The organism is Psychrobacter sp. ANT206 (assembly GCF_056880555.1).
Genome location: NZ_CP096271.1, coordinates 1,046,043 through 1,070,325, shown reverse-complemented (window position 1 = coordinate 1,070,325; position 24,283 = coordinate 1,046,043). Strand labels below are relative to the sequence as shown.

Sequence of the window (24,283 nt, the reverse complement as noted above, 5' to 3'; positions counted from 1 at the left end):
GTTGAATTAAGATTAATAAGTTTAGACGCGGAGGTTGATTATTACTAGTGCGTGTCATCATTTTAAAAATGCTAGGGACGATACCTTCATTTGCACATCATAACAATGCAAGTAATTGCATTCAACGATGGTCTGGATAATTTAGAAGATAGAGTACTAGGTTAGAACGATATTTACTGCACCATGGTTAAAAATTTTATACTTGTTAGCTTATTCAACTTATATTGGGATTTATGATAAATTCGATTGATAGGATTTTCTAAAGCAGTTACACTTCCTTAATAAACCGCTACATTCACGACAAGGAAGTCGATATGCCTCGTAATATCTCTCACGCTATTGTTAACCCTACCACCCTTAAAACATTGACCAAAAGTCTGCTTGCCATCTCGCTATCAATGGCAGGTCTAGCGCATGCTGAGCTTTATAGCAGCGTGACATTTTTTGGTGATAGCTTGACCGATGGCGGCTATTTTAGCCCTATTACCCAAGGTAAACTCGGTATTAAAGAGTCGGGTCAATTTACGACCAATCCTGATAATGTATGGGCAACCTCATTTGCTGAGCAGCTTGGCACCACCTCTGTTGCCAATACTCTTGGTAGTCCCCAAATTGGCAATAACTATGCTATTGGTGGCGCCAGAGCTGGTGTGGATATCGTTAATACGGACTTTGGCGTTAACGTTCCTGTTGCGTCTGTGAACACTCAAGTAAATGGTTATCTGGCTAATAAAAAAGTTGATCCTAATGGTATGTATGTGGTGTGGGGAGGCGCAAACGATTTACTTGCGGCAGCTACAAATCCTGCTAATGCGATAAATACGATTTCATCAGCGGCTGGCAGCCAAGTCGCCGCTATTAAAGCGCTAAAAGATAATGGTGCCAACTATATTTTAGTACCTAATATCCCTGATATAGGTCTAACACCTACTGCTATCGCTGCAGGAGTAGGGTTTCAATCGTCTGGTACGATGTTAGCAAATTTATATAATCAAACTATGTATAGTGGTGCGGTCGCTACGGGTGCTAATATCATACCGCTCGATACTTTTAGCTTATTACAACAAGTCGCTGCCAATCCTAAAGCTTACGGCTTTACTAATATGACTCAAAAAGCGTGCAACACTTCAAGCTCGCTTTTATGTGGATCAAGTAATTTAGTCGTGCCAGATGCCAATGAAAGCTATTTCTTTGCTGATGGCATCCACCCATCAGGACGCGCGCACCAGATGATTGCTGACTATGCTAGTGCCGTCGTTACCGCTCCTAGTCTTATTGGCGTGTTACCGCACATTGCGACGACAGCAGGGCTAGCAACTAGTGAGCGCTTACAATCTCACATCAATCAAATCCAAAGTAGTGAACAAAAACCTGCCCGTAAGTTATGGGCAACCGGTGATTTTGAAAATCAAGATATTGCAGGGTTTGAAGGCGATAGTAATACCCAAGTATTATTAGGTGTAGATTTTGCTCATCCTAACTCAGCACATGCGGTAACAGGCTTGTATGGCAATATCACTCAAAAGGATTTTGAGAATTCCGGGGTTCGCACTGGCTTAAGCAATATCGACCTAGAAGAAGTAGGCTTTGGTGTTTATCATAGCAATACGCTAGATAAGCTTGGCGGCGTGCAGCTTAATGGTGCGGTTGGCTTTGGTAATCTAGACCTCGATGTCATACGTGCGGTCACACTTGGCGGAAATAAACAAGAATTTAACTCTAATGCTGATGGTAAACGTTACTATGCTAACTTGCAGGCAGGATATCCGATGCAGCTTAGCAGCCTTGCTATCACGCCATATATCGGTGCAACGGCTAGTCGTGTGAGATTGGACGCGCTAAAAGAGCAAGAAATGTCTGGTATCGCCATGCAGTTCGATGAGCAAAAATATACTACCACTTATGGCAAACTTGGCGTGAAAGCCAATCATAACCTAGCCGATACACTTAATGTATTCGGTGATGTTCATTATCAAAAGCAGTTGAGTGACAATCGTGAAGCGGCTTCTGCGCGTCTTAACACCATAGCAAATATCAGTTTTGATACGCCAATGGTACAGACCGACGATGATAATTTTGGCATGACACTTGGTGTATCCAAAAACTTTGGTCAATTAAATGCCAATGCTGGTGTTACGCACTCGCAAGGTGATGATGACAAATCAACGAGTTTGTTTGTCGGTCTTAGCAGCACTTACTAAACGGTTTGAATCAAGCTTAGTTGCTGATAGTTTATATACTGAAGCTCAAAAAAACCGCCAAATGATAAAAAGTGCTTGGCGGTTTTCTATTGAGATGAATTTTAAATAGGTTTTTTAAGCTTTTTTCTTACATCGTTATGAGTACTATCATGATTTAACTGGCAGCCCATATTCCACTTTGCTAATAACCTCACCATGCTGCTCAATCGTTAGCCAGTAGCCTTTAATCACGCCGCCATATGGCAAGTTGCCATTGTAGTTTTTGTAATGCTCATCAATACACTTTTGTACGATGACCTCACGTTCTGTCTCAGTCATTCGAGCAATATTTTCAGGCAAGTGAGTATGAGCCAATTGAGCCGCGCCGCCACGGGACATCCAATTTGCGCCGGCAGTAAACTCAAAATCAACATCTGCTCTTAACCGATATTTAGGCAAAGGATACGCATAATGCGCCAAATCATACTTGATTTGAGCGATGTCTTCTTCAAACGTCTCATCCTGCATATCAAGTACTGAAACCAGCTTTTCTAAGAATTGCTCAGGAGTAAAATAAGCATCGATATAACTGCCATCCAAGCCCAATTTTTCGCTAGACAGTACATGACGCAGGCGATCACAGGCAGGAATAGTATGCTTAAGCGGATAGCCCATGGCTTTGGTAATATCTTGGGGACGGCGCTCACACGTATCGATTTGAGTAATGATACGGCGCGCCAAAGAATGCTGCGGTCTATAATAGCGGGTATATTTGGAATGAGTAGCAGGAAGATTAAACAAGTGAGACTCCTATAACTCCGACAATAAAAGTATAATAATAAGCCAAATTCGGCAAATCAAATAAGGCATGGATGACTTTGTCGGAGAAAAGGCTCATGCGCTTTACCAGAGTTATTTTATATCGTGCTGGAAGTTGCAAGGCTTGTAGCGCTGTCATTGATTGATTCACAATGGCAAGTGAAAGCTACGAAACCATTAAACCCACGATAGGTCTGAATGACCATTTTTAATAATGATAGCACATCAGATAATGGTAATACTGTTAATCTTCATTATAAAACGTAGCAGTATATATCCTATTCCTTTTATAGCAAATAGACGATAACGCTGACATTTAAAAAACCCTATAAGCTGTATTCAACTTATAGGGTCAGTGTAAAGTCGAGTATATTACTTAGCTATTAACGCTCTAAATGTAGATACTGCAAATGGCGCTCGTACTGATTTAAGATATCGACCAACACTTGCTCTTTGGAGTAACCAACCAAGTCATACTCTTGCGAGCCTTCGCTTAAGAACACTTCCGCACGATAATAGTACTCTGCGTTCTTAGTTGAGGTGCTCAATGTAAAGTTAGGACGCTCCGCTTTGATCAAGTTAACTTCGTAAATAAAGTCATCTTCATCGCCATGTCCAACCCGTAATTTTAGACCATCTATTTGACCGCTACTCTCGTCCATACCCTCATCTATATCTTGTCCGATATGTTCAGGGTTACGGATATCCAAAGACGTCTTTAGACCGCCTGCGGCAAACTCTTTTTCAACTTCCGTCATGGCAGGTCTGACCACATTTTGTAAAAACCGTTCAACTTGTGCATGGCTTGGGAAACTCACAATACGTTGCAAGCGTGCTTTCCAGCTTTTACCACTATCAAGCACATTAGCCGTACCAATCGTACTGGCTTTACGCTTATTACCTTCCTCTTTGAGCGACTTCCACATCGACATCATATAGAGTACAAGGATGAGTGAGAATGGCAAACCTGCAATGACAGATACTGACTGTAATGAGGCAAAACCACCAGCAAACAATAAGCCTAGAGTAATAAGACCGGTCGCTGCTGCCCAAAATAAGCGTAACCAAACAGGTGCATCCGTATCATTGGTCATGCCGCGTGAGCTCAAGTTTGCTAATACTAACGCGCCTGAGTCAGCTGAAGTCACAAAGAATACTAACCCGATAACCACACCTGCAAATGATAGCACTTCGCTGTAAGGAAAATACTCAAACAAGGCAAACATGCCCATTGCCGCATCATTGACTGCGATTTCACCAAGCTCAGTGGCACCATTGGCAACCAAATCTATCGCTGAGTTACCAAAGATAGAGAACCAAGCAAAGATGAATCCAAGTGGGATAAACATCACACCAAATACGAACTCACGCAGGGTACGACCACGGCTAATACGCGCAATAAACAGACCTACGAACGGTGCCCAAGCGACCCACCATGCCCAGAAAAATATCGTCCAGCCTGACTTCCAGTCAGCGCCAGCTTGACCATCATAAGCATAAACATCAAAAGTTTTGAAAACGATGGTTTGGAAGTATTGACCAATATTTTGGGTAAAGGTATTCAGCAAATAAACCGTATTACCCATTACCAATATCGCGATTAATAGCAATATCGAAGACAGCATGTTGAATTCTGATAAACGGCGGACGCCTCTTTCCACACCAGTCATCGCAGAGATCGCCGCGGCAGCGACAACACCTATGATGATAAAGGTTTGAACCATTTTGCTAGATTCAATCCCAAACACATGAGTCAAACCAGCATTGGCTTGCAATACACCAATACCCAAACTGGTAGCGATACCCATTAGCGTACAAACAACACCAAAGGTATCAATACCATCACCAAGCCAGCCTTTAATTAAGCGCTCGCCAAAGATAGGCGTCAGTGGTGAACGTAACGCGAGTGGCATGTTTTTACGATAAGCAAAGTACGCCAATGCCATCCCGATTAAGGCATAAATGCCCCAGCCATGTAGACCCCAATGTAAAAAGGTCTGCGCAAGTGCTTCACGCATAGCCGCCTCACTGGCAGGCTCTAACCCCGTATGCGGCGTCAGGTAATGCATCAACGGCTCAGACGCACCAAAAAACAATAAATCAATGCCGATACCAGCGGAGAACAGCATCGCTGCCCACGCTAAAAAGGGAAATTGTGCTTTTTCGTGGTCTTGACCAAGCTTGATATCGCCATACTTAGAAAAGCCAACAAACAAGGCAAATATACTATAAGCGGCAACCACCAGCATGTAATACCAGCCAAAGCTCTGGGATACCCATGCCATACTTGAACTTAATAATGCCTCACTATAATCTGGAAACGCAATCGTCCAGATTATCAATAAAATAGAGATAATAGCTGAGCCTAAAAAAACCGTCTTATTTAGAGTCAGGGGTTTCGTCGCATCCTTTGATGGCGAGCTGTACATAAAAGACCTCAATAGGTAAATTAAACAGGGTCTGATATTGCTTTGTCCGTCATAATCTTATGACTGATAACCGCATAACATACAAATAACTGCATGACGCACAAAGCAGTACCAATAAATGAAATTTGCTACTTTAATAATTAGCACTTAAGCAACAAGGTAAGTCATTAAAAAATCAATTTTAATGGTGTTCGTTTTCTAAAACAGTAGCGCGGATAAAAAAGACCTTTATAAAAAGGCCTTCTTATTAATATTTAATTTAAACAGAGCCATAAGCACGCATCGGCTCAGCTCTCAACGGTGCACCATTAGCCGTAAAATAATCTACCGTTGAACGTGGTAGCTGTACGCCACGCATCTTATCGACGATTTTTTCTGCCAACATAATAGTGGTTGCGTTGAGATTGCCACTGATGATATTTGGCATGATAGAGGCATCAACCACGCGCAAGCCATCGATACCATGTACCAGCCCTTCGCCATTGACGACCGAATCACTGTCTTCGCCCATCGCACAGGTACAAGACGGATGATAAGCCGTCTCGCTGTGGTTACGGACATACTCGTCCAACTGCGCATCAGTCACTAAATCATCGGTCGGTGCAATCGAGCGACCACGATAAGGATCAAGTGCTGGCTGATGCATAATCTCACGAGTGATACGCATGGCAGCACGGAACTCTTGCCAATCTTGATCATGAGACATGTAGTTAAACAAGATACTTGGATGCGCACTTGGGTCTTTTGAGGTCAGCTTGACACGACCGCGACTTGGCGAGCGTAATGAGCCAACGTGTGCTTGGAAGCTATGAGACTTCACTGCACTACGACCATCATAACGTACCGCGAGCGGTAAGAAGTGGTACTGAATATTAGGATGCGTGAATTTTTCGTCGGTACGAATAAAGCCACCACCTTCGAACTGGTTTGACGCGCCAAGACCCGTACCATTGAATAACCACTCAGCACCGATGGCTGGCTTGTTCCACCATTTATTGGCAGGGGCAATCGACACAGGCAGCTTACATTCATACTGCATATACAGCTCTAAATGATCTTGCAGATTATTACCAACACCCGGCAAATCCATAATTTCATTAACACCCAAATCTTTTAGCCATTGACCGGGGCCAATACCAGAACGCTGCAATAATTGTGGCGAAGCAATCGCACCAGAGGAGACAATCACTTCACGCGATGCATGAAAGTTCTTAGTTTGACCTTGATGCTCGACTTTGACACCGATAGCACGCTTACCATCAAATAAGATTACATCGGTCAGTGCACCCGTCAAAATCGTGATATTACTGCGCGGCTTAGCACGGTCCAGATAGCCACGGGACGTTGAAGCACGGCGACCATTAGGCGTCACGAAGCGATCCATCGGCCCAAAGCCTTCTTGCTGATAGCCGTTTAAATCGTCGGTACTTGGATAGCCAGCTTGCACGCCTGCTTCAATCATCGCTTGAAACAGTGGATTGACCCCTGGTTTTGAGGTCGTCATCTCAACAGGACCACCCACACCATGATAGTCGTTCTCACCAGCATCGCGGTTTTCTAACTTTTTAAAATACGGCAGACAATCCAGATACGTCCAATCTTCTAAGCCTTTAATCTCAGACCAGTCATCAAAATCTAGTGCATTACCACGGATATAACACATACCGTTAATCAATGACGAGCCGCCAAGTCCTTTACCGCGACCGCAGTCCATCACACGATTATTCATATTCGGCTCAGGATCGGTTTTGTAGCCCCAGTTATAAGTCGTTCCTTGTAACGGCATTGCGAGCGCCGCTGGCATTTGGGTGCGGAAATCCAAACGATGGTCTGGGCGACCCGCTTCTAGCAGCAGCACTTTAATACTGGCATCTTCGGTCAAGCGTGTAGCCAGCACATTTCCTGCTGATCCTGCACCAACGATAATGTAGTCATACTCAGCTGTGGTCGATGTCATAAAACGCTCCATAATATTGAAAAATAAATCATTTACTATCAGCAAAGTCGAACAAAGAACAAATTAGCTCTACTACTGAACCACTTTACTGATTAAGAATTTTCTCAATACAAATGATTAAAAGACAGATTCAAACTTACCCAACTCTACTTGGATAGACTTGGTCTGCGTATAGTGTTCAAGGGCTTCAATGCCGTTTTCTCGGCCAACACCTGAATGCTTATAACCGCCGACTGGCATTTGAGCAGCTGATTCGCCCCATGTATTTAACCAGCAGATACCCGCTTCAATTTGAGCAATGACGCGATGTGCTCGGGTCAAATCAGCAGTCACGACGCCAGCTGCCAATCCATATTCGGTATCATTGGCACGGCGAATAACTTCTTCTTCTGTCTCATAAGTCAATATCGACATCACTGGGCCAAATATTTCCTCACGTACGATAGTCATCTCATCGGTGCAATCAGTGAATACCGTCGGTGCGACGAATGCGCCATTTGCCAATTCGCCTGTCGTCACACGGTCACCACCTGTTAGCAAGCGTGCGCCACTGGCTTTACCTTGCTCGATATAACCGAGCACTCTTTCCATATGCGGGAAGCTGACTAGTGGGCCCATGTTGATGTTTTCATCCATCGGATCGCCCAATTTAATACGCTCAACACGCGTTAAGATAGCTTCTTCAAACTTGGCTTGCATCGCTTTAGGAATGAACACACGCGTACCATTGGTACATACCTGACCACTGCTATAGAAGTTCGCCATCATTGCGATGTCCGCAGCTGTATCGATGTCCGCATCATCAAAGATAATCAATGGTGACTTACCACCCAGCTCTAATGTCACGTCTTTAAGAGACGATGATGCCGCGCTCGACATGACTTTTTTACCCGTCGGTACGCCACCGGTAAACGAGACTTTGGCGATATCAGGATGCTGAGTTAGTGCCTCACCCACTTTATAATTGCCTTGCACGACGTTGAACACGCCATCTGGCAAGCCAGCTTCTGTAAATATTTCTGCCAGTTTCAACGCAGTCAACGGTGTCACTTCTGATGGCTTAAAGATCATTGCATTACCAGCGGCTAGTGCAGGTGCTGCCTTCCACATCGCGATTTGAATCGGATAGTTCCATGCACCAATACCAGCGACTACGCCAAGTGGCTCGCGGCGAGTATAGACAAAGCTGGTATCACGTAACGGAATCTGACGACCCTCAATCATCGGTGCAAGACCTGCATAGTACTCAACCACATCAGCACCAGTAACGATATCCACATACTTGGTTTCAGAATACGCTTTACCTGTGTCTTTCGTTTCGAGCAATGCCAGTACGTTATTGCGCTCGCGTAATATCTCAACGGCCTTTGATAGGATTCGACCACGCTCAACTGCTGTCAGTGCTGCCCAAACTTTTTGACCCTTTTGTGCCGCTTTAACAGCCTCATCAATTTGCTCATTGGTCGTTTGCTGAATCGTCGCCAGCACTTCACCCGTCGCTGGATTGATATCTTCAAAGGTAGTTAATGAGTCATCGATAGCTAGGTAACGGCCGTTAATATAAGCAGTTTGTATTTGTTCTAAATCGATGATGTCTGTTAAGTTATTTAGCACTGTTTTTGAATCTGTCATGTGTTCTTTCTCCTTACAACGACTGGCAAAAGCTTTATAAAAAAGTTAATACCAAATAATCTCGTCATGGGTTAAGTATTTAAAATAAATTTATATCGTCTATTTCTATAAGCTGTTCGTTCAATGCTTCTATAATAAAAAACGCTTCTTCGATAAATCAGTTGAGAGCAGCGTCTTACTCTTTCTCAGATTGCGTCATGCTTATCAAGCGTTTATGAATGGATGTTTTATCTGAGATATTAATTCCTGAAAAATCAGAGAGCCAAATACCATCAGCGACTAAACGCACCATACATAGTGTTTCGGTATTGTCGGTTGCTTCATGTTTCTTTAATTGTGCATTTGCCCACTCTGCCCATAAGTCACGTAGCTCACTATCACCTAGCATCAATGCATATAGTGTCGCTTGGCTATTGAACTCATGCTGCCCTTTTTCGCCCAAGCTAATCGTGGCATTGATATAAGCACGGGTAAAAGAGCCAAAACGTACAGGGTCTTTTGCCATAGCCGCGTCAACCTCTAGCTCAAACTTTTTCATAGCGTCATGAAATACTTCCATCACCAAGGCGTTTTTGGTGGTGAAATGATGCATCACGCCACCTTTGGTTACCCCAACTGCATCAGCAACCGCTTGGAAGGTCACCTTGGCCAAACCTTGCTCTAAAGTAATGCGTGCCGCTTGGTCAAGTAATGCCCGACGTACTACTTCTGGTTGTTTTTTGCGCTTATGCGCGTTTTCAGCTTCCATTTTTATCTCCAGATACACGATTAATGCCCGACAGAATTAGATAGTAAATTCATCACGACGACACCGCCCACAATCATTGCAATACCAACCACCGCTGCTGTATCCAGTGTTTGCTTAAAAAACACCAAGCCTACCAATGAGGTCAATACAATCCCAAGTCCAGCCCACAACGCATAAGCGATACCAAGCGGTATGGTCTTGATAGTCTGTGTCAATAAGTAAAACGAGATGGCGTAGAGCACACCCATAATCACTGTCGGCACCAAACGTGTAAACTGCTCTGACTTAGCTAAAAAGGTGGTGCCAATGACTTCACAAATGATAGCAATGGCAAGGTAACCGTAAGCAATCGTGGTAGGACTCATAATTAGGATACCTGTCTCAAATTGAGCACATATTAATAATATATATATACATTAAAGAAACCACACGGTCGGTATTTTATAGAAATAATCTAGCAATGTGAAGGGTTAATATGTATTTTGTTTATTTTAGATGAAATAAGGCTAGATGGAATTATGGGGGCAAGGCGGACTGATAATATGGCTTTACTTGACGCGCCGCACTTTGCATTGAACTCAAACCTTTCCTTACTATAAACAGCGAAACGCCCGTATAGCAAGGAAAGAGCAGATCCAAAAACGACTGTTTAGAGGCGGTTCTTTATATTGGTATAAGCAGGATTAATTAAGTCAAGACTGACTCAGGAAGGTTTAGCGTCCCTATGCTAGCAGCATCGATCGCCCCAGCAAGGTAACCTGGGAATTGTGTTGACCATTCACTGCCAATACCCGTCAGACAATTTTCCCATACGCCAGATGTTGCTTTAGACACAGGTGCTGACGCATGTTGACCATTGCCACTCGAGTCAGTAGCAGTCGCTGTAAACGGTTCTTGCGCCCAGTCTTTAAGATATTCTCTTTTAGGGTTCTCTGCCTCTACACCAAACAGTCTTACCAACTGTGCACGGCAATGGATTTTTAATTGGGCTTCAGAAATATTTTGACGTATTTCTGCAGGTACACCTATAAAACCAAACAGCGCACCACTACCATCTATCATCGAAGCATCATGAATCTCAACCATAGGACCTTGGGCGCTTCTCGCCGCTCCAGAAAGACCCTGTTTTTGCCAAAAAGGCGTGTCATAAACCGCCACATATTTGGCATGTGGTGCCATCCAAGTTGCAGTCTGCTGCCACTGCGCAGCTAGATTGGAAGGTAAAGCAGGTTGAAACGTAATGCTTTCTTGTACCAAACGTGGCGGTAGTGCAAGCAGTATATGTTGCGCTTGCCAAGTCACTACTTGCTCAGATATATCTTTACTAGCAATCTCAATATATTGACCAGCATGATTAAGTTGATATACGATTTGGCCAGTCAAAATACGTGATGCATCTAAGCGAAGATACAGAGCCTCTATCAATGCCGCCATTCCACCTTTAAGTCGCATAGAAGGTGGTGAACTCTTATAGCCTTGCGTACGAACAGCAGGCATATCAGGCGTGTGCTCGACCATCATATCGCCGTCTTCAAACTGCATTATGGTCTCTAATTGTAATTCTTCAATAAGATGCGCCAACTGCTGCTGATAGTCTGGCCAAAACCAAGAAGGCCCCAAATCAAAGCTATCTATACTTTTATTATCTCCCGAAAATTTCGCAGTAACGATACGACCACCTAGTGTCGGACGCGCCTCTAACAGCACATAATCGATGCCTTTTTTCTCTAATAAATAAGCCGCATACAAGCCGCTTAGACCGCCGCCAATAATCGCTACCGATGCTTTCTTCATATTATTTTTCTCAACAGTACTTATAAACTCAGTGAACATCGATACCGATGATTTGTGATAAATGTCCAGTTTTTAGATAAACCGTGGCGCCATTCTCTCCTGCTGTTATTTGCGATGTCCCATCGACAGGCAGACGTATCCAACTACCGCGCTGATAACTCTGTCCCACTTCTATCAAAGTACCCTCTAGCACCAATAGCTCAGCACCTCCTACGATGATACCTGTAAACAATGCCTCACCTGCATTGATACGTTGCAAGATCACTTGCTCCTTTGCATCCGAGTATAACTGGCAAACCTCACGGCCGCCTTGTTCTTGCCAGTTGTCAGCATCGTTGGTATCGATAGCGACATGACGGGTCTCGTCGACTGTCATCTGCCAAAGTTTGACAAAAATAACAGCCCCCTCATGACTATAAGGCTGATGCCCTGAAGTCGGTGGATTGCGTAGATACCAACCAGCAGGATAATCGCTATTATCCGCAGAAAAAGTGCCTGACAATACCAGAATCTCTTCGCCACCTGGGTGCAGATGATGCGGAAAATTTGACTCAGGGGCATAGCGTACGATACTGGTAGCACGTGCTTTTTCGGCACCAACTCGGTCAAGCATCACGCGCTCGACGCCGTTTTGTGGTGATTGTACCCACTGATAGTGTTCAGGTGCTAAGGCAGCACGGCATGAAAAATCTGCATTGATGAGCATAATATAACTTCTAAATAAGTATGATATTGTTTGGAATTATCCTCTGATTTATCTATTTTGACAAACCAGATAAACCTATTGTCGAAGTCAGTATTTATCATTAAAAGGCTAAGCATTAATGACATTAGCAAAAAACCCCTTTAACTAAAGCCATTGACTTGCTATCTTGCTTACCTTTTCTATGAACATCTCACTTCCTGCACCGTTTTTACGCTAATTTTTTAGCATTCTTTCTGACCGTTGGATCTTATGAAACATAACCTTGAGGTGAGCGCAGACGCTCGCCGGACTCAGTATTTTCAAGTATTCCTAATGGGCGTCAGCGCCTTTATCATGAATACCACCGAATTCGTTCCCGTTGCGTTATTAAGTGACATTGCGCAAGACTTTGCTATTACTACAGCAGAAACGGGCTGGATGTTGACGCTGTATGCGTGGATTGTCGCGGCCATGTCATTGCCATTGATGCTGCTGACCAGTCGCTTTGAGCGCAAGCGTTTGCTGTTGGCCTTGTTTGCGGTGTTTATTGCCAGCCATGTATTGTCAGTATTTGCGTGGAGCTTTGAAGTGCTGCTCATCAGCCGAGTTGGCATTGCGCTCACGCATGCGATATTTTGGTCCATCACCGCACCGATTGCGATACGTGTGGCACCGGAGGGCAAAAAGGCGCTGGCGCTTAGCGTGCTTGCGACCGGTACGTCATTAGCGATGGTGTTGGGTGTGCCTTTAGGACGCGTGGTCGGTCAATGGTTCGGCTGGCGCGCGACTTTTGGTGGTATTGGCGGGCTTGCCCTTATCGTATTCATTCTGCAAATGAGACTGTTGCCCACGCTGCCTAGTATGTTTGAAGGGTCTTTTAGAAAGATTCCAGAATTACTCAAAAACCCCTTATTGGTCTGCCTATATCTGCTAATTTTACTGGTCTTTACCGCGCACTATACGGCTTACTCGTATATCGAGCCTTTTATGCGTCAAGTCGGCTCAATCAGCGAAAACGCTGCGACTATTGTGCTGCTATTGTTCGGTGTCGCAGGGATTGCGGGTAGTGTAATTTTCAGTCGTTGGGGTGATAAATTCAATACCAGATTAATGCTGATATCGACGATACTGATACTATTGTCTATGCTCATGCTGTTATTTGCGGTAACCTCAATATGGGCGCTCAGCTTGATTGCCCTACTCTGGGGCGCGGCGCTCATGCTGCTTATCATCTCCATGCAAGCCAAGGTCATCATGGTCGATGTCAATGCACAAGACATGCTGATGTCGATGTTTTCAGGGATTATCAATTTAGGCATTGGGACGGGTGCACTGTTCGGAGGCTATGCAGTAACGCATATTTCACTATCGAGCGTGGGCTATGTAGGGGCGGCTATCGCGGTTATGGCATTGCTACTGATGCTATTTATGATAAAGCGCTTTCCTGAGTTAAGCAGAAGACTGGGCTAATTGGGCTATGCTTAAATGCTAACTAAGCACAAAAAAATGCCAGCCACTTAAATGGGCTGGCATTTTGGTTAATTGTGAAAATCCACCTTAAAATCAGTCTATCTAAAAATCCACCTTACCGCGTAATACTTTTGTTTTACCGCGCTGAGTTTTTTGATCGACACGTTTACGCTTAGCATTTCTGCTCGGTTTGGTCGGCCTGCGTGTTTTATTGACGTAAGTAGCTTTGTTGATAAAGCTTTGTAAGCGTTCAAACGCATCAATTTTATTGCGTTCTTGGGTACGAAATTGCTGCGCCTTAATAATGAGCACGCCTTCTTTGGTAATTCGGCTGTCTTTACTATCAAGTAGTCGCTGCTTATTTACATCACTCAAGCTTGAGGCATGGATATCAAAACGCAAATGAATCGCAGAAGATACTTTATTGACATTTTGTCCGCCTGCGCCTTGCGCACGTATCGCGCTAATCTCTACGTCACTGTCATTTAGACTAATGGTATTGCTGATAAAAATCATAGGATGCTTTTATAAATAATTGATAGTTATGATTAATGATAAACCATTATCAGCTACCTCGCCACTTGCCAGCTCACCCACTTCAAAAATCCGTATGTCTTAAAAGCAGTTTTTCAAGACTTACAAGCTGCAATTCAGAGATGAAACCTTATAAATGTTATTGTTTGGCATTGCTATGTCTGTCATCTGTCTGTAAAGCGTAAACCTATCTAAGGATTCGATATTGACATGCTAGGATGGTTTTAGATTGCCAAGATGTTGCTTGAGCCAAGACGTTGTTTAATTAGCTAATTATTTAGCAAGCAGTTTCTTAGCCAAAACTTTACCCGTCTTCTTCACAATAAAGCTAAAAATACGATTTGATAGGAATAACTGTTTTATGACCACTAAAAATAAAAAAGTAAAACCCACTGCAAAAGTTGATGACAATGCCACTAAAAATATCGCTTGCGACCCAGCTCACAGCATCCAAGTCAGAGGCGCAAGAGTTCACAATCTAAAAAACGTCGATGTTGATTTGCCGCGTAATGCCCTTGTGGTATTCACGGGTATATCAGGCTCAGGCAAATCTTCGTTAGCATTTGGTACTCTTTTTGCTGAGTCACAACATCGCTATCTTGACTCAGTATCGCCTTATGCCAGACGCTTAATCGATCAAGTGGATCAGCCTGACGTCGATTCGATAGAAGGCTTACCGCCCGCCGTTGCCCTGCAACAACAGCGAGGTACGCCGTCTGTACGCTCATCGGTCGGTAGCGTGACGACGATTTCAAATGGTTTACGCATGCTGTACTCGCGAGCGGGGGAATACCCCGCTGGTCAAGGCATACTCTACGCTGACGCGTTCTCTCCAAATACGCCAGATGGCGCTTGCCCTACTTGCTCCGGTATTGGCCGCGTGTTTGAGGTAACAGAAGAATTGCTAGTTCCTGACAATACCAAAACCATTCGCGAACGCGCCATTGCCGCTTGGCCGCCTGCATGGCAAGGGCAAAACCTAAGCCGTATCCTGACCTCACTGGGCTACGATATCGATAAGCCGTGGAATACCCTGCCCCAAAAAACCCGCGATTGGATTCTCTTTACCGACGACACCCCAGAAGTCCCTGTCTATCCAGAGTACAACATTGAACAAGTACGCGACGCTATTAAAAAAGGCGAAAAGCCCAATTATAAAGGGACATTTACCAGTGCAAAGAATTTCGTTTTGCACTCTTTTGCTAGCACGCAAAGTCCGCGTACCAAAAAGCGCGTTTCCCAGTTCATGCAAATCTCTGAATGTCCAGAATGCCATGGCAAAAAACTCAAAAAAGAATCGCTATCGGTGAAATTCGCGGGTCTTGATATTGGTGAATTATCGCAATTAACCTTGACTGAAATGGCGCTCAAACTCCAGGATGCTGCCAAGACTAAACCGACTGACAACATGCCAAACCGAGAAAAGGCCATTGTTGCTCAACGTATTGCCAGTGACATTCTGTCTCGAGTTGAGGCTTTGACCACGCTAGGCTTAGGGTATCTTTCGCTTGAACGCACTACACCTACTTTGTCTCCGGGTGAGCTACAACGCATAAGACTCGCTACCCAAATTCGCTCTAAACTGTTTGGTGTGGTCTATGTGCTTGACGAGCCGTCTGCTGGATTACATCCTGCCGATACTCAATCGCTACTGGGCGCATTAGATGAGCTGACAGCGGCTGGTAACTCGTTATTTATTGTTGAGCATGATGTCAGCGTGATTCGGCACGCCGATTGGATTGTCGATGTGGGGCCAAAGGCTGGAACCCATGGCGGCGAAGTTATTTACAGTGGCCCTGTAGCAGGCTTGCGGGACGTTGCGCAATCACGCACAGGACAGTATCTTTTTGAGACTGAAGGGGCGGTTGAGCATACTCCAAGAAAAGCAAAAGCCTCGCTACAGCTGGTCAATATCGAACGCAACAACTTACAAGGGCTAGATGTAGCGTTTCCATTGGGGGTAATGACAACGGTGACGGGCGTATCAGGTTCGGGCAAGTCAAGCCTAGTCAGTCAAGCGCTGGTCGATCTCATTTATAGCGAATTAGGGCAGAAGACAATCATCGAAGCGCCGACTGGCGAAGCTGATTTACTAGAGCAAGAGCTAGAAACTCAGACCAGCGGTAAGATTGCTGATGGTATGGAACACGTAAGTCGATTGGTGACCGTTGATCAAAAAGCCATCGGTCGTACGCCGCGCTCAAACCTTGCCACTTATACCGGACTGTTCGATCATGTGCGCAAATTATTTGCAGCCACGCCAGAAGCCAAGGCACGACGTTACGATGCCGGTCGCTTCTCCTTTAACGTTAAAAAAGGCCGCTGTCCAAATTGCGAAGGTGTTGGTTTTGTGAGTGTTGAACTGCTATTTCTGCCGAGTGTTTACTCGCCGTGCCAAGTGTGTCATGGGCAACGCTACAATGATGAAACCCTTGAAATTACTTATCAAGGCAAAAATATCGCTGAAATCCTCGATCTCACTGTCGAATCTGCTTATGAATTCTTTGTAGAAGAATCATCTATCCTACGAGCATTAGACGCGTTGCTAAAAGTCGGACTTGGTTATCTCAGGCTTGGTCAGCCAGCAACCGAACTGTCGGGCGGCGAAGCACAGCGCATTAAGCTTGCCACCGAACTGCAACGAACACAACGAGGAGACACGCTTTATATCCTTGATGAACCAACAACTGGCCTGCATCCTTCGGACGTGTCGCTATTGATGGCACAATTGAACGGACTCGTTGACGCTGGTAACACTGTGATTATGGTTGAGCATGACATGCAAGTCGCTAGTAACAGTGATTGGATTATCGATATTGGGCCGGGCGCTGGCGATGAGGGCGGTCTCATTGTGGCAGAAGGCACACCAGCAGAAGTCGCAAAATCAAAAGCCAGTCGTACCGCGCCTTTTTTGCTGTTTTAGTCTCTTAGAGCGCATTCTATTAAAAAACCTCTTATGAACTCAGCAACTGACGGCAGCGCTCAATCACGGGCGCATCGACCATCTTGCCATCTATTTTAAATACCGCTTGCCCGCTCCGCTCGTATTCTTCTATCACACGTCTTGCAAACTCAATATCGGCGTCAGTCGGTTGCAGAGATTGCTTAACAGTTGCTACTTGCTTTGGATGGATACAAAGCATTCCGGACATGCCCATTTGTGACCATAATTGCACTCGCTGCCCAAGCCCCTTACCATCGTTAAAATCAGTATAAACTGTATCAATAGGCGCTAATAATTGATGTGCTTTTGATGTGAGTAAAAGCTGATAACGAATTTGATTGGCAATAACATCTGCTGCCGCTGTACCTATGTGCACCTGTAAATCATTGCATAAATCTAAAAATCCATAGCTAAATGCAAGCAGTCCAGCAGATTTTGCCATACTATCGATTTGATATAAACCAAGCGCTGTCTCTATTAACGCAATGACAGGCAAATCCGTAAGTTGATGCACACTTTCAATATCTGATGCTTGCTCAGCTTTGGCTAGTAACACGCCAGCGAGATTGGGCATTTTCTGACATAACACCACGTCTTTGAAAAACTCCTCGCTACCTGCTTTATTGATGCGTACCCAAATCGGCTGATAAGCCTGACTATTATAATAAACTTGTAAATCTTTGCGAGCTTGTACCTTGTTCGCTCCAGCAACCGCATCTTCTAAATCTACAATCACTGCATCTGTCCCACTGGCAAAGGCTTTTTCCACTCTATCTATGCGAGTGGCTGGAACAAATAACCATGTTTTGATATTGGAAAATTTTTTAACAATAGATGCTTGCATGCTTTACTCCTTCCTTAAATATTATTACTTCAAACACTATTATTTCAAACACTGTTACTTAAAATATTAGTCCTTACTATAACCAAATAAAAAACCGTATGCCATTTATCAGCATACGGTTTTAGAAATGACTCTACTTTTAGAGGGCGAACGGCTAACTAAGCCAACATCCCGCCATCAACGACTATCGTTGCGCCCGTCGTATAACTTGAGGCATCAGACACTAGATATAAAACCGTGCCAGCCATTTCATCTGGATCTGCTACGCGTCCGAGTGGAATAGCATGTAATGCCATCTTTAAGACTTTATCATTGGTGGTCAATGCTGAGGCAAATTTAGTATCGGTTAAACCCGGCAACAATGCATTGACGCGAATGTTTAATGGGCCACATTCTTTGGCAAAAGATTTGGTCATGCTAATCACAGCCGCTTTGGTGATTGAGTAGATACCTTGCTTGTCACCCGCGACCAAGCCATTGACCGAGGCGGTATTTAAAATCACTCCGCCGCCCTGCTCGCGCATCATCTTACCCGCCGCCGTCGACATAAAGAAATAACCACGAATATTGACTTCAACGGTCTTATCAAAAGCGGCTAAGTCCGTATCTAAGATATGCCCGTAGTAAGGGTTGGCAGCGGCATTATTGACCAAGATATCGATTTGACCAAACTCGCTTTTAATGTGCTCAAAAATCGCATCAATCTGATCCATATTTCCGACATGGCACGCAAAGGCACTGGCTTTGTGACCATCAGCGACGATGCTATCTGCCACTGCTTGGCAAGCATCAATCTTACGGCTAGAGACAATGACGTGCGCGCCTCTAGAAGCTAATAAGCGTGCAATAGATTCGCCAATACCACGACTAGCACCTGTGACCAAAGCAATCTTGCCGGTTAAATCAAATAAATCTTTCATTATTATTCCTTATATTTTTAAATATATTATATGGTTTATACATTTTAAATGTGTAGCAGAGCTGGAAGAAATTTTTGCAGCCTCTGGAGTGCAACGCTCACAGCAAGCAAGAAAATTTTTACCAGCTCTGAGATACTTAGCTTAGAAATTTCATACCAATCGTTTCAAGAAATTGCATTAAGTCAGCTAAGCCAACATGCCACCATCAAGGGTAAACGCATGACCATTCATAAAGCTACTTTCATCGCTCGCCAGCCATGCAATCGCGCCGGATACTTCATCAACTGTCCCTAAACGGCGTAGCGGGCTGGCATTAATTGTTGCTTTTTGCGCGCGCTCGCCCATCTTCGCCATGGTATTTTGTACCATAGGGGTGTCAATAAAGCTTGGACAAACGGCGTTAAAGCGAATATTGACGCGGGCATATTCATGAGCAGCAGACTTGGTCAGTCCCATCACGCCATGCTTCGCGGCGCTATACGCTGACAGTAATGGTGCAGAACGAAGTCCTGCGATGGATGCCACATTAATCACGTGACCGCCACCATTAGCTGCCATACAAGTAACAGCTGCACGCATGCAATGCCAGACGCCTTTTAGATTAACGGCAATATTACGGTCAAAGTCCTCATCGCTTAGCTCATGCATCGGTGCAGGCTGATGGTCGATGCCCGCATTATTTACCACGACATCAAGACCACCCAGCGTTTCCATGGCAAAGACAAATAATGCGCGCACTTCGTCGCCACTCGTCACATCGACCTTTTTAAAGACGATACTATTGCCAGCGTCTTGACCTTGCTTGGCAACGGCTGCGCCCATCTCTTCTGCCATATCACCGATCACGACTTTTGCGCCGCGACTGGCTAGCAATAACGCGCTTGCTGCGCCAATACCAGAGGCACCGCCCGTGATCAAAATTCGTTTGCCCGTTACATCTGATGCAATTCCGTTTGTATTCAGTGTCATGATCTATCCCTCTACCTTAAGTACCAGTTTGCCGAAGTTTTCACCGTTAAAGAGCATCATCAAAGTATCAGGGAACGTCTCGATACCTTCAACGATATGGTCTTTTACTTTCATATCACCTGACTGAATCCAGCCAGCAATCTCTTTCATCGCGATTGGATATTCTTTGATATTATCAAAGACCACGATGCCTTCCATACGGGCACGATTGACCAATAATGACAGATAGTTTGACGGCCCTTTTACCGCTGTGGTGTTGTTATATTGGCTAATCGCACCGCAAATCACGATACGCGCGCGCAGATTAATTTGCGTGAGAACGTCATTTAAGATATCGCCGCCTACGTTGTCAAAGAAGACATCTACCCCATTTGGACAAGCTTGCTTTAAGCCTTTTTTGACATCCTCATTTTTATAATCTACCGCAGCATCGAAGCCTAGCTCATCGACTAAGAATTTACATTTCTCAGCACCGCCTGCGATGCCAACGACACGGCAGCCTTTTAGTTTTGCAATCTGTCCAACCAAACCACCAACCGCACCCGCAGCACCAGAAACAACGACTGTCTCGCCCGCTTTTGGCTTGCCTGTTTTCAATAAGCCAAAGTAACCGGTCATACCCGGCATACCGAGCACGCCTAAGTAATAAGATAAGGGTGCAAGGTTTGGATCGACTTTGTATAACCCAGTACCATCACTGACCGCATACGACTGCACGCCATTATGACCACAGACATAATCGCCGACGGCAAACTTCTCATGCTTACTTTCAATGACTTCGCCCACGGTACCCGCACGCATGACATCACCAATCTGTACTGGTTCGATATAAGATTTGGCATCGTTTAACCAGCCACGCATCGCTGGATCCATCGAGATATATTCAATTTTTATCAGTAACTGACCGTCTGTGATAGTCGGTAGTTCTGACTCAGTATAATCCCAAGTATCAGCACTCGGTGCGCCAACAGGTCTTTCTTTTAAGCGCCACTGCTTATTCATTGTTGTCATTATTTATTCCTTTAAATTTTTATAAAAAGCCATTGTTATCATTTGCTTAAAAAGATTTTATTCAAAATAAGACAAATATATTAAAAAGCGTTCTTCTGGGATAAATTTTTCTCGCTGGCTGTGCGCTTTGCACTCCAGAGGCTTCGAAAAATTCATACCAGCATCACATTGGTCGTATTATTCAGGCATGTTCTTATGTTGAAAACCAGTCAAAAAATCCCTTAGAACCATTCTGCTTGCATATCGGTACATACCGCATTGTCGTTATTTAGCAATTCGATATCGCGATTGATTAACGGCAATTCCCAATCGATAAAGTATTTTGCCGCTTGTAATTTGCCATGATAGAAGTTTTGTTTCTCAATATCTGTTGTCTCGCTTAGCAACTGTTCCGCTTTACTGGCTTGGCGAATCCAAATCCAGCTGACCACGATAGAGGCAAAAATATTCATTAGTGCTTGTGCGTTACCCGTTAATGTAAGTGCTTTTTCCGTTTGCAGGATTTTGCTTAGATGCACCAATACTTCATGCAAATGACCCATATAAGGCATCAATTTACCGGCAAGTTTGGCGGTTTCTGGTGTGGTGATGCTCTCTAAGTCTTGGGTAATTTCACGTTTGAAAATTTGAATACCAAGACCCTTGTTTTGCCATAACTTACGGAATGACAAATCTAACGCTTGCACACCATTTGTGCCTTCATGAATGGGATTGAGACGATTGTCACGCCAAAACTGCTCGGCTTGATACTCGCGCGTATAGCCTGCACCACCCAATACTTGAATGCCTAAATCATTGGCTTTGGGACCATATTCAGAGGGCCATGCTTTTAACACTGGCGTGAGCAAATCTAGCAGTTCTGATAGCTCAGCTTTTAGTGTTGCATCTTCACAGGTATTGATACGGTCAATCAGATTTGAGCCATATAAACACAGTGATATGCCACCCTCGCTATAGGCTTTTTGCGCCAACAGCATACGCTTAACATCGCCATGCTGGATAATCGCCGTTGCTGCATCTTCAGGTTTATTATTCGGTGCGATTCTGCCCTGCGTTCTGTCTTTGGCATAATCGAGCGAGTATTGATAACCACGATAGCCAATCATCGCGGCACCAAAGCCAACCGCGATGCGCGCTTCATTCATCATCTTAAACATATAACGCAAGCCGAAATGCTCTTCGCCGATAAGATAGCCATAGCACTCGCCTGCATCGCCAAAGCTTAATGCGGTAGAAGTCGCGCCTCTATAACCCAGCTTATGAATGAGACCCGTTAAATGCACGTCATTACGCTCGCCTACTGATGCATCCTCATTCAGACGATACTTCGGCACGGCAAATAAAGAAATACCTTTGACGCCACCAGGACCGCCCGGCACTTTGGCTAATACCAAATGCACAATATTGTCAGACAATTCGTGATCGCCTGCTGAGATATAAATCTTGCTGCCTTTTACGCGATAGCTGCCGTCGTCTTGTTTAACGGCGGTAGTTTTGATATCGGCAAGCGATGAGCCAGCATGTGGCTCAGTTAATGCCATCGTGCCGGTAAATTCACCCGTTAGCATACGCGGCATAAAGGCATTTTTAATCTCATTACTGGCGAAATGTGAGATAACATTAATCGCCGCCGTGGTCAAAAATGGATAAGCCGTCGTTGATGGGTTGGCCGCCATAAAATAGCCTGCCACTGCGGTCATAACCGTTTCGGGTAATTGCATGCCACCATCATCAAAGCTATAACGACCAGCGATGAAGCCCGATTCACGAAACGCATCAAAGGCGACTTTTACGTCACTTATCATGCTGACTTTCTTGCCATCAAACTGTGGTTCGTTCTTATCCGCAATATGGTTGTGCGGTAAGAATAAATTGGTCGCGATTTTATTGGCGGTGTCGAGTACCGCATCAAAGGTTTCGCGGCTGTGTTCTGAAAACTTCGGATGCTCGGTTAAATGCTCAGTGCCTAATACATCATATAGTTGGAACGGTAACTCAAAGTCATTGATAAGCGTATCTGCTGCCATAGTATTCTCGTTAACTCATTAAATTTGGTGATTCATTGATATTAATCTAATTTAACGCCTTGCCGTATTGTCATTTATGACATAATTATGGTCAAATAAGACATCCTCTCTAACCTATAGTGAGTGAGTTTCAAATTACGTATCGTGCAGCTGGTGAATATCAGCCATAAATTTGCATACACTTAAAGGAAGCCAAATTTTGCCCTACTTCAAACCGTTTAAAGTGATTATTGTTGGCTTCGATGGCGTGCTCGGCAGTGTGCTCGCTGGGGCGTTAGATTTATTTTCGTTTACTGGCGTCAGCTGGCAACGGTTTTTGGATGAGGCAGTAGAACCAAGGTTTGACGTGCAGATTGCAAGCTTAGGTGGCGCGGATATCAGATGCAGCAACCGTTTGATTATGCGAGCGCATTGCGATATTCAGGAAGTCACAGAGTGCGACTTACTATTAATCCCAACCATTGGCGATTCAATCGATAAAGTATTGAGCCAAAATAGCGATTTAATTCCGCACATCAAGCGACTGGCGAATACCAAAGCGGATATCGCTAGTAATTGTAGCGGGGCTTTCTTTTTGGCAAAAGCAGGCTTGCTCGATGGCAAAGTAGCGACTACTCATTGGGGCTATGCCAGTAAGTTTAAGGCAGATTTTCCACTGGTTGATTTGCAAGAGAATCAATTTGTCACTCAATCAAAGAACCCATCAAAGAACCATCCAAAAAGCCAGCCAAAAAGTGATTCAGCACACCAATCAGGCAATATATTCTGTGCGGCAGGTGGTAGCGCCTTTTATGACTTGGGATTGCTATTGATAGAGCGTTATTGTGGGCGTGAGATTTCTACCCAAGTGGCAAAAACCCAAATTATTGATAGTAAAAGAGGCAATCAAAACAGCTATACCAATGTGACGTTGCATAAACCACATTCAGATCAGCTGGTTAAGCAAGTACAAGAGTTTATCGAGGAAAACTTCAAGCAATCTATTCAAGTTAGCGGCGTGGCAGCCATGGTAAATATCACCCCACGCACGTTAAACAGGCGCTTTCAATCCTGCGTTGCGATGCGTCCGATTGAGTATATTCAAGCGGTGAGAATTGAGCAGGCCAAGCGCTTACTAGAATTGGGCGATGTGACGATAAAATCGTTAGCGGAGCAGGTTGGCTACGATGATATTTCCTCATTTACTAGGCTTTTTAAACGCGCTACTGAACTGACCCCGAAAGAATATCAGGATAAATTTTCACGCTTGGCGATTTAACTTTATAGTAGATTTTTTAGAAGTAATACGTTGCTGCAACAAATTTATCACAGCAACAATTT

General features: G+C 44.4%; 18 protein-coding genes. 4 read left to right on the top strand and 14 right to left on the bottom strand.

All coding sequences use genetic code 11. From position 1 onward, the window contains the following. The first annotated feature begins 314 nt into the window (after window positions 1–314). A complete protein-coding gene (locus M0221_RS04570) occupies window positions 315–2,201 on the top strand; it encodes an autotransporter domain-containing protein (RefSeq protein ID WP_483284496.1) in 1,887 nt (628 codons plus the stop codon). Between the two features lie 147 nt (window positions 2,202–2,348). Here M0221_RS04570 and M0221_RS04565 read toward each other — a convergent pair whose 3' ends face one another. The 8 genes from M0221_RS04565 to M0221_RS04530 all read right to left on the bottom strand — a co-directional run bounded on the left by M0221_RS04565 (window position 2,349) and on the right by M0221_RS04530 (window position 12,265). Further along, complete coding sequence (locus M0221_RS04565; protein ID WP_483284495.1) at window positions 2,349–2,981, bottom strand: hypothetical protein; 633 nt, start codon at window positions 2,979–2,981, stop codon at window positions 2,349–2,351. Window positions 2,982–3,382: 401 nt separating this feature from the next. After that, on the bottom strand, window positions 3,383–5,428 hold the full coding sequence (betT, locus tag M0221_RS04560) for a choline BCCT transporter BetT (protein ID WP_483284494.1): 2,046 nt from the start codon (window positions 5,426–5,428) through the stop codon (window positions 3,383–3,385). 259 nt (window positions 5,429–5,687) lie between these two features. Next, window positions 5,688–7,385 (bottom strand): choline dehydrogenase, encoded by a 1,698-nt coding sequence (betA, locus tag M0221_RS04555; RefSeq protein WP_483284493.1) that lies wholly within the window; start codon window positions 7,383–7,385, stop codon window positions 5,688–5,690. Window positions 7,386–7,502: 117 nt separating this feature from the next. Then, window positions 7,503–9,017: a betaine-aldehyde dehydrogenase gene (betB, locus tag M0221_RS04550; RefSeq protein WP_483284492.1), complete on the bottom strand. Its 1,515-nt coding sequence runs from the start codon at window positions 9,015–9,017 to the stop codon at window positions 7,503–7,505. A 175-nt stretch (window positions 9,018–9,192) separates the two neighbouring features. Further along, window positions 9,193–9,765, bottom strand: coding sequence for a TetR/AcrR family transcriptional regulator (locus M0221_RS04545; protein ID WP_474722924.1), 573 nt, complete (start codon window positions 9,763–9,765; stop codon window positions 9,193–9,195). A gap of 20 nt (window positions 9,766–9,785) precedes the next feature. After that, complete coding sequence (locus M0221_RS04540) at window positions 9,786–10,130, bottom strand: DMT family transporter (protein ID WP_011513213.1); 345 nt, start codon at window positions 10,128–10,130, stop codon at window positions 9,786–9,788. Between the two features lie 322 nt (window positions 10,131–10,452). After that, window positions 10,453–11,559 carry a flavin monoamine oxidase family protein gene (locus M0221_RS04535; RefSeq protein WP_483284491.1) on the bottom strand — a complete coding sequence of 369 codons (1,107 nt, stop codon included), beginning with the start codon at window positions 11,557–11,559 and terminating at the stop codon, window positions 10,453–10,455. Between the two features lie 28 nt (window positions 11,560–11,587). Further along, complete coding sequence (locus M0221_RS04530) at window positions 11,588–12,265, bottom strand: cupin domain-containing protein (protein WP_483284490.1); 678 nt, start codon at window positions 12,263–12,265, stop codon at window positions 11,588–11,590. Between the two features lie 249 nt (window positions 12,266–12,514). On the opposite strand from M0221_RS04530, the gene M0221_RS04525 reads away from it, so the two are divergent. Then, a complete protein-coding gene (locus tag M0221_RS04525; RefSeq protein ID WP_483284489.1) occupies window positions 12,515–13,714 on the top strand; it encodes a sugar transporter in 1,200 nt (399 codons plus the stop codon). A 102-nt stretch (window positions 13,715–13,816) separates the two neighbouring features. On the opposite strand, the gene arfB is transcribed toward M0221_RS04525, so the two are convergent. Continuing rightward, window positions 13,817–14,230 (bottom strand): alternative ribosome rescue aminoacyl-tRNA hydrolase ArfB, encoded by a 414-nt coding sequence (gene arfB, locus M0221_RS04520; RefSeq protein ID WP_189581200.1) that lies wholly within the window; start codon window positions 14,228–14,230, stop codon window positions 13,817–13,819. A 379-nt stretch (window positions 14,231–14,609) separates the two neighbouring features. On the opposite strand from arfB, the gene uvrA reads away from it, so the two are divergent. Beyond that, a complete protein-coding gene (gene uvrA / locus M0221_RS04515) occupies window positions 14,610–17,171 on the top strand; it encodes an excinuclease ABC subunit UvrA (protein WP_483284488.1) in 2,562 nt (853 codons plus the stop codon). Between the two features lie 31 nt (window positions 17,172–17,202). Here the strand turns inward: uvrA and M0221_RS04510 are convergent, their stop codons facing one another. The 5 genes from M0221_RS04510 to M0221_RS04490 all read right to left on the bottom strand — a co-directional run bounded on the left by M0221_RS04510 (window position 17,203) and on the right by M0221_RS04490 (window position 22,963). After that, on the bottom strand, window positions 17,203–18,036 hold the full coding sequence (locus M0221_RS04510) for an HpcH/HpaI aldolase/citrate lyase family protein (protein ID WP_483284487.1): 834 nt from the start codon (window positions 18,034–18,036) through the stop codon (window positions 17,203–17,205). A gap of 158 nt (window positions 18,037–18,194) precedes the next feature. Continuing rightward, the gene (locus M0221_RS04505; protein ID WP_483284486.1) at window positions 18,195–18,956 is read right to left on the bottom strand and encodes an SDR family oxidoreductase; all 762 of its coding nucleotides are present in this window, start codon (window positions 18,954–18,956) and stop codon (window positions 18,195–18,197) included. Between the two features lie 186 nt (window positions 18,957–19,142). Then, entirely contained in the window at window positions 19,143–19,925 is a 783-nt protein-coding gene (locus M0221_RS04500; RefSeq protein ID WP_440464073.1) for an SDR family NAD(P)-dependent oxidoreductase, read from the bottom strand. Window positions 19,926–19,928: 3 nt separating this feature from the next. After that, the gene (locus tag M0221_RS04495; RefSeq protein WP_483284485.1) at window positions 19,929–20,936 is read right to left on the bottom strand and encodes an NADP-dependent oxidoreductase; all 1,008 of its coding nucleotides are present in this window, start codon (window positions 20,934–20,936) and stop codon (window positions 19,929–19,931) included. A gap of 221 nt (window positions 20,937–21,157) precedes the next feature. Beyond that, entirely contained in the window at window positions 21,158–22,963 is a 1,806-nt protein-coding gene (locus M0221_RS04490) for an acyl-CoA dehydrogenase family protein (RefSeq protein WP_483284484.1), read from the bottom strand. Window positions 22,964–23,162: 199 nt separating this feature from the next. Here M0221_RS04490 and M0221_RS04485 point away from each other — a divergent pair, with 199 nt between their 5' ends. Next, window positions 23,163–24,221, top strand: coding sequence for a GlxA family transcriptional regulator (locus M0221_RS04485; RefSeq protein ID WP_483284483.1), 1,059 nt, complete (start codon window positions 23,163–23,165; stop codon window positions 24,219–24,221). Window positions 24,222–24,283: the final 62 nt, after the last annotated feature.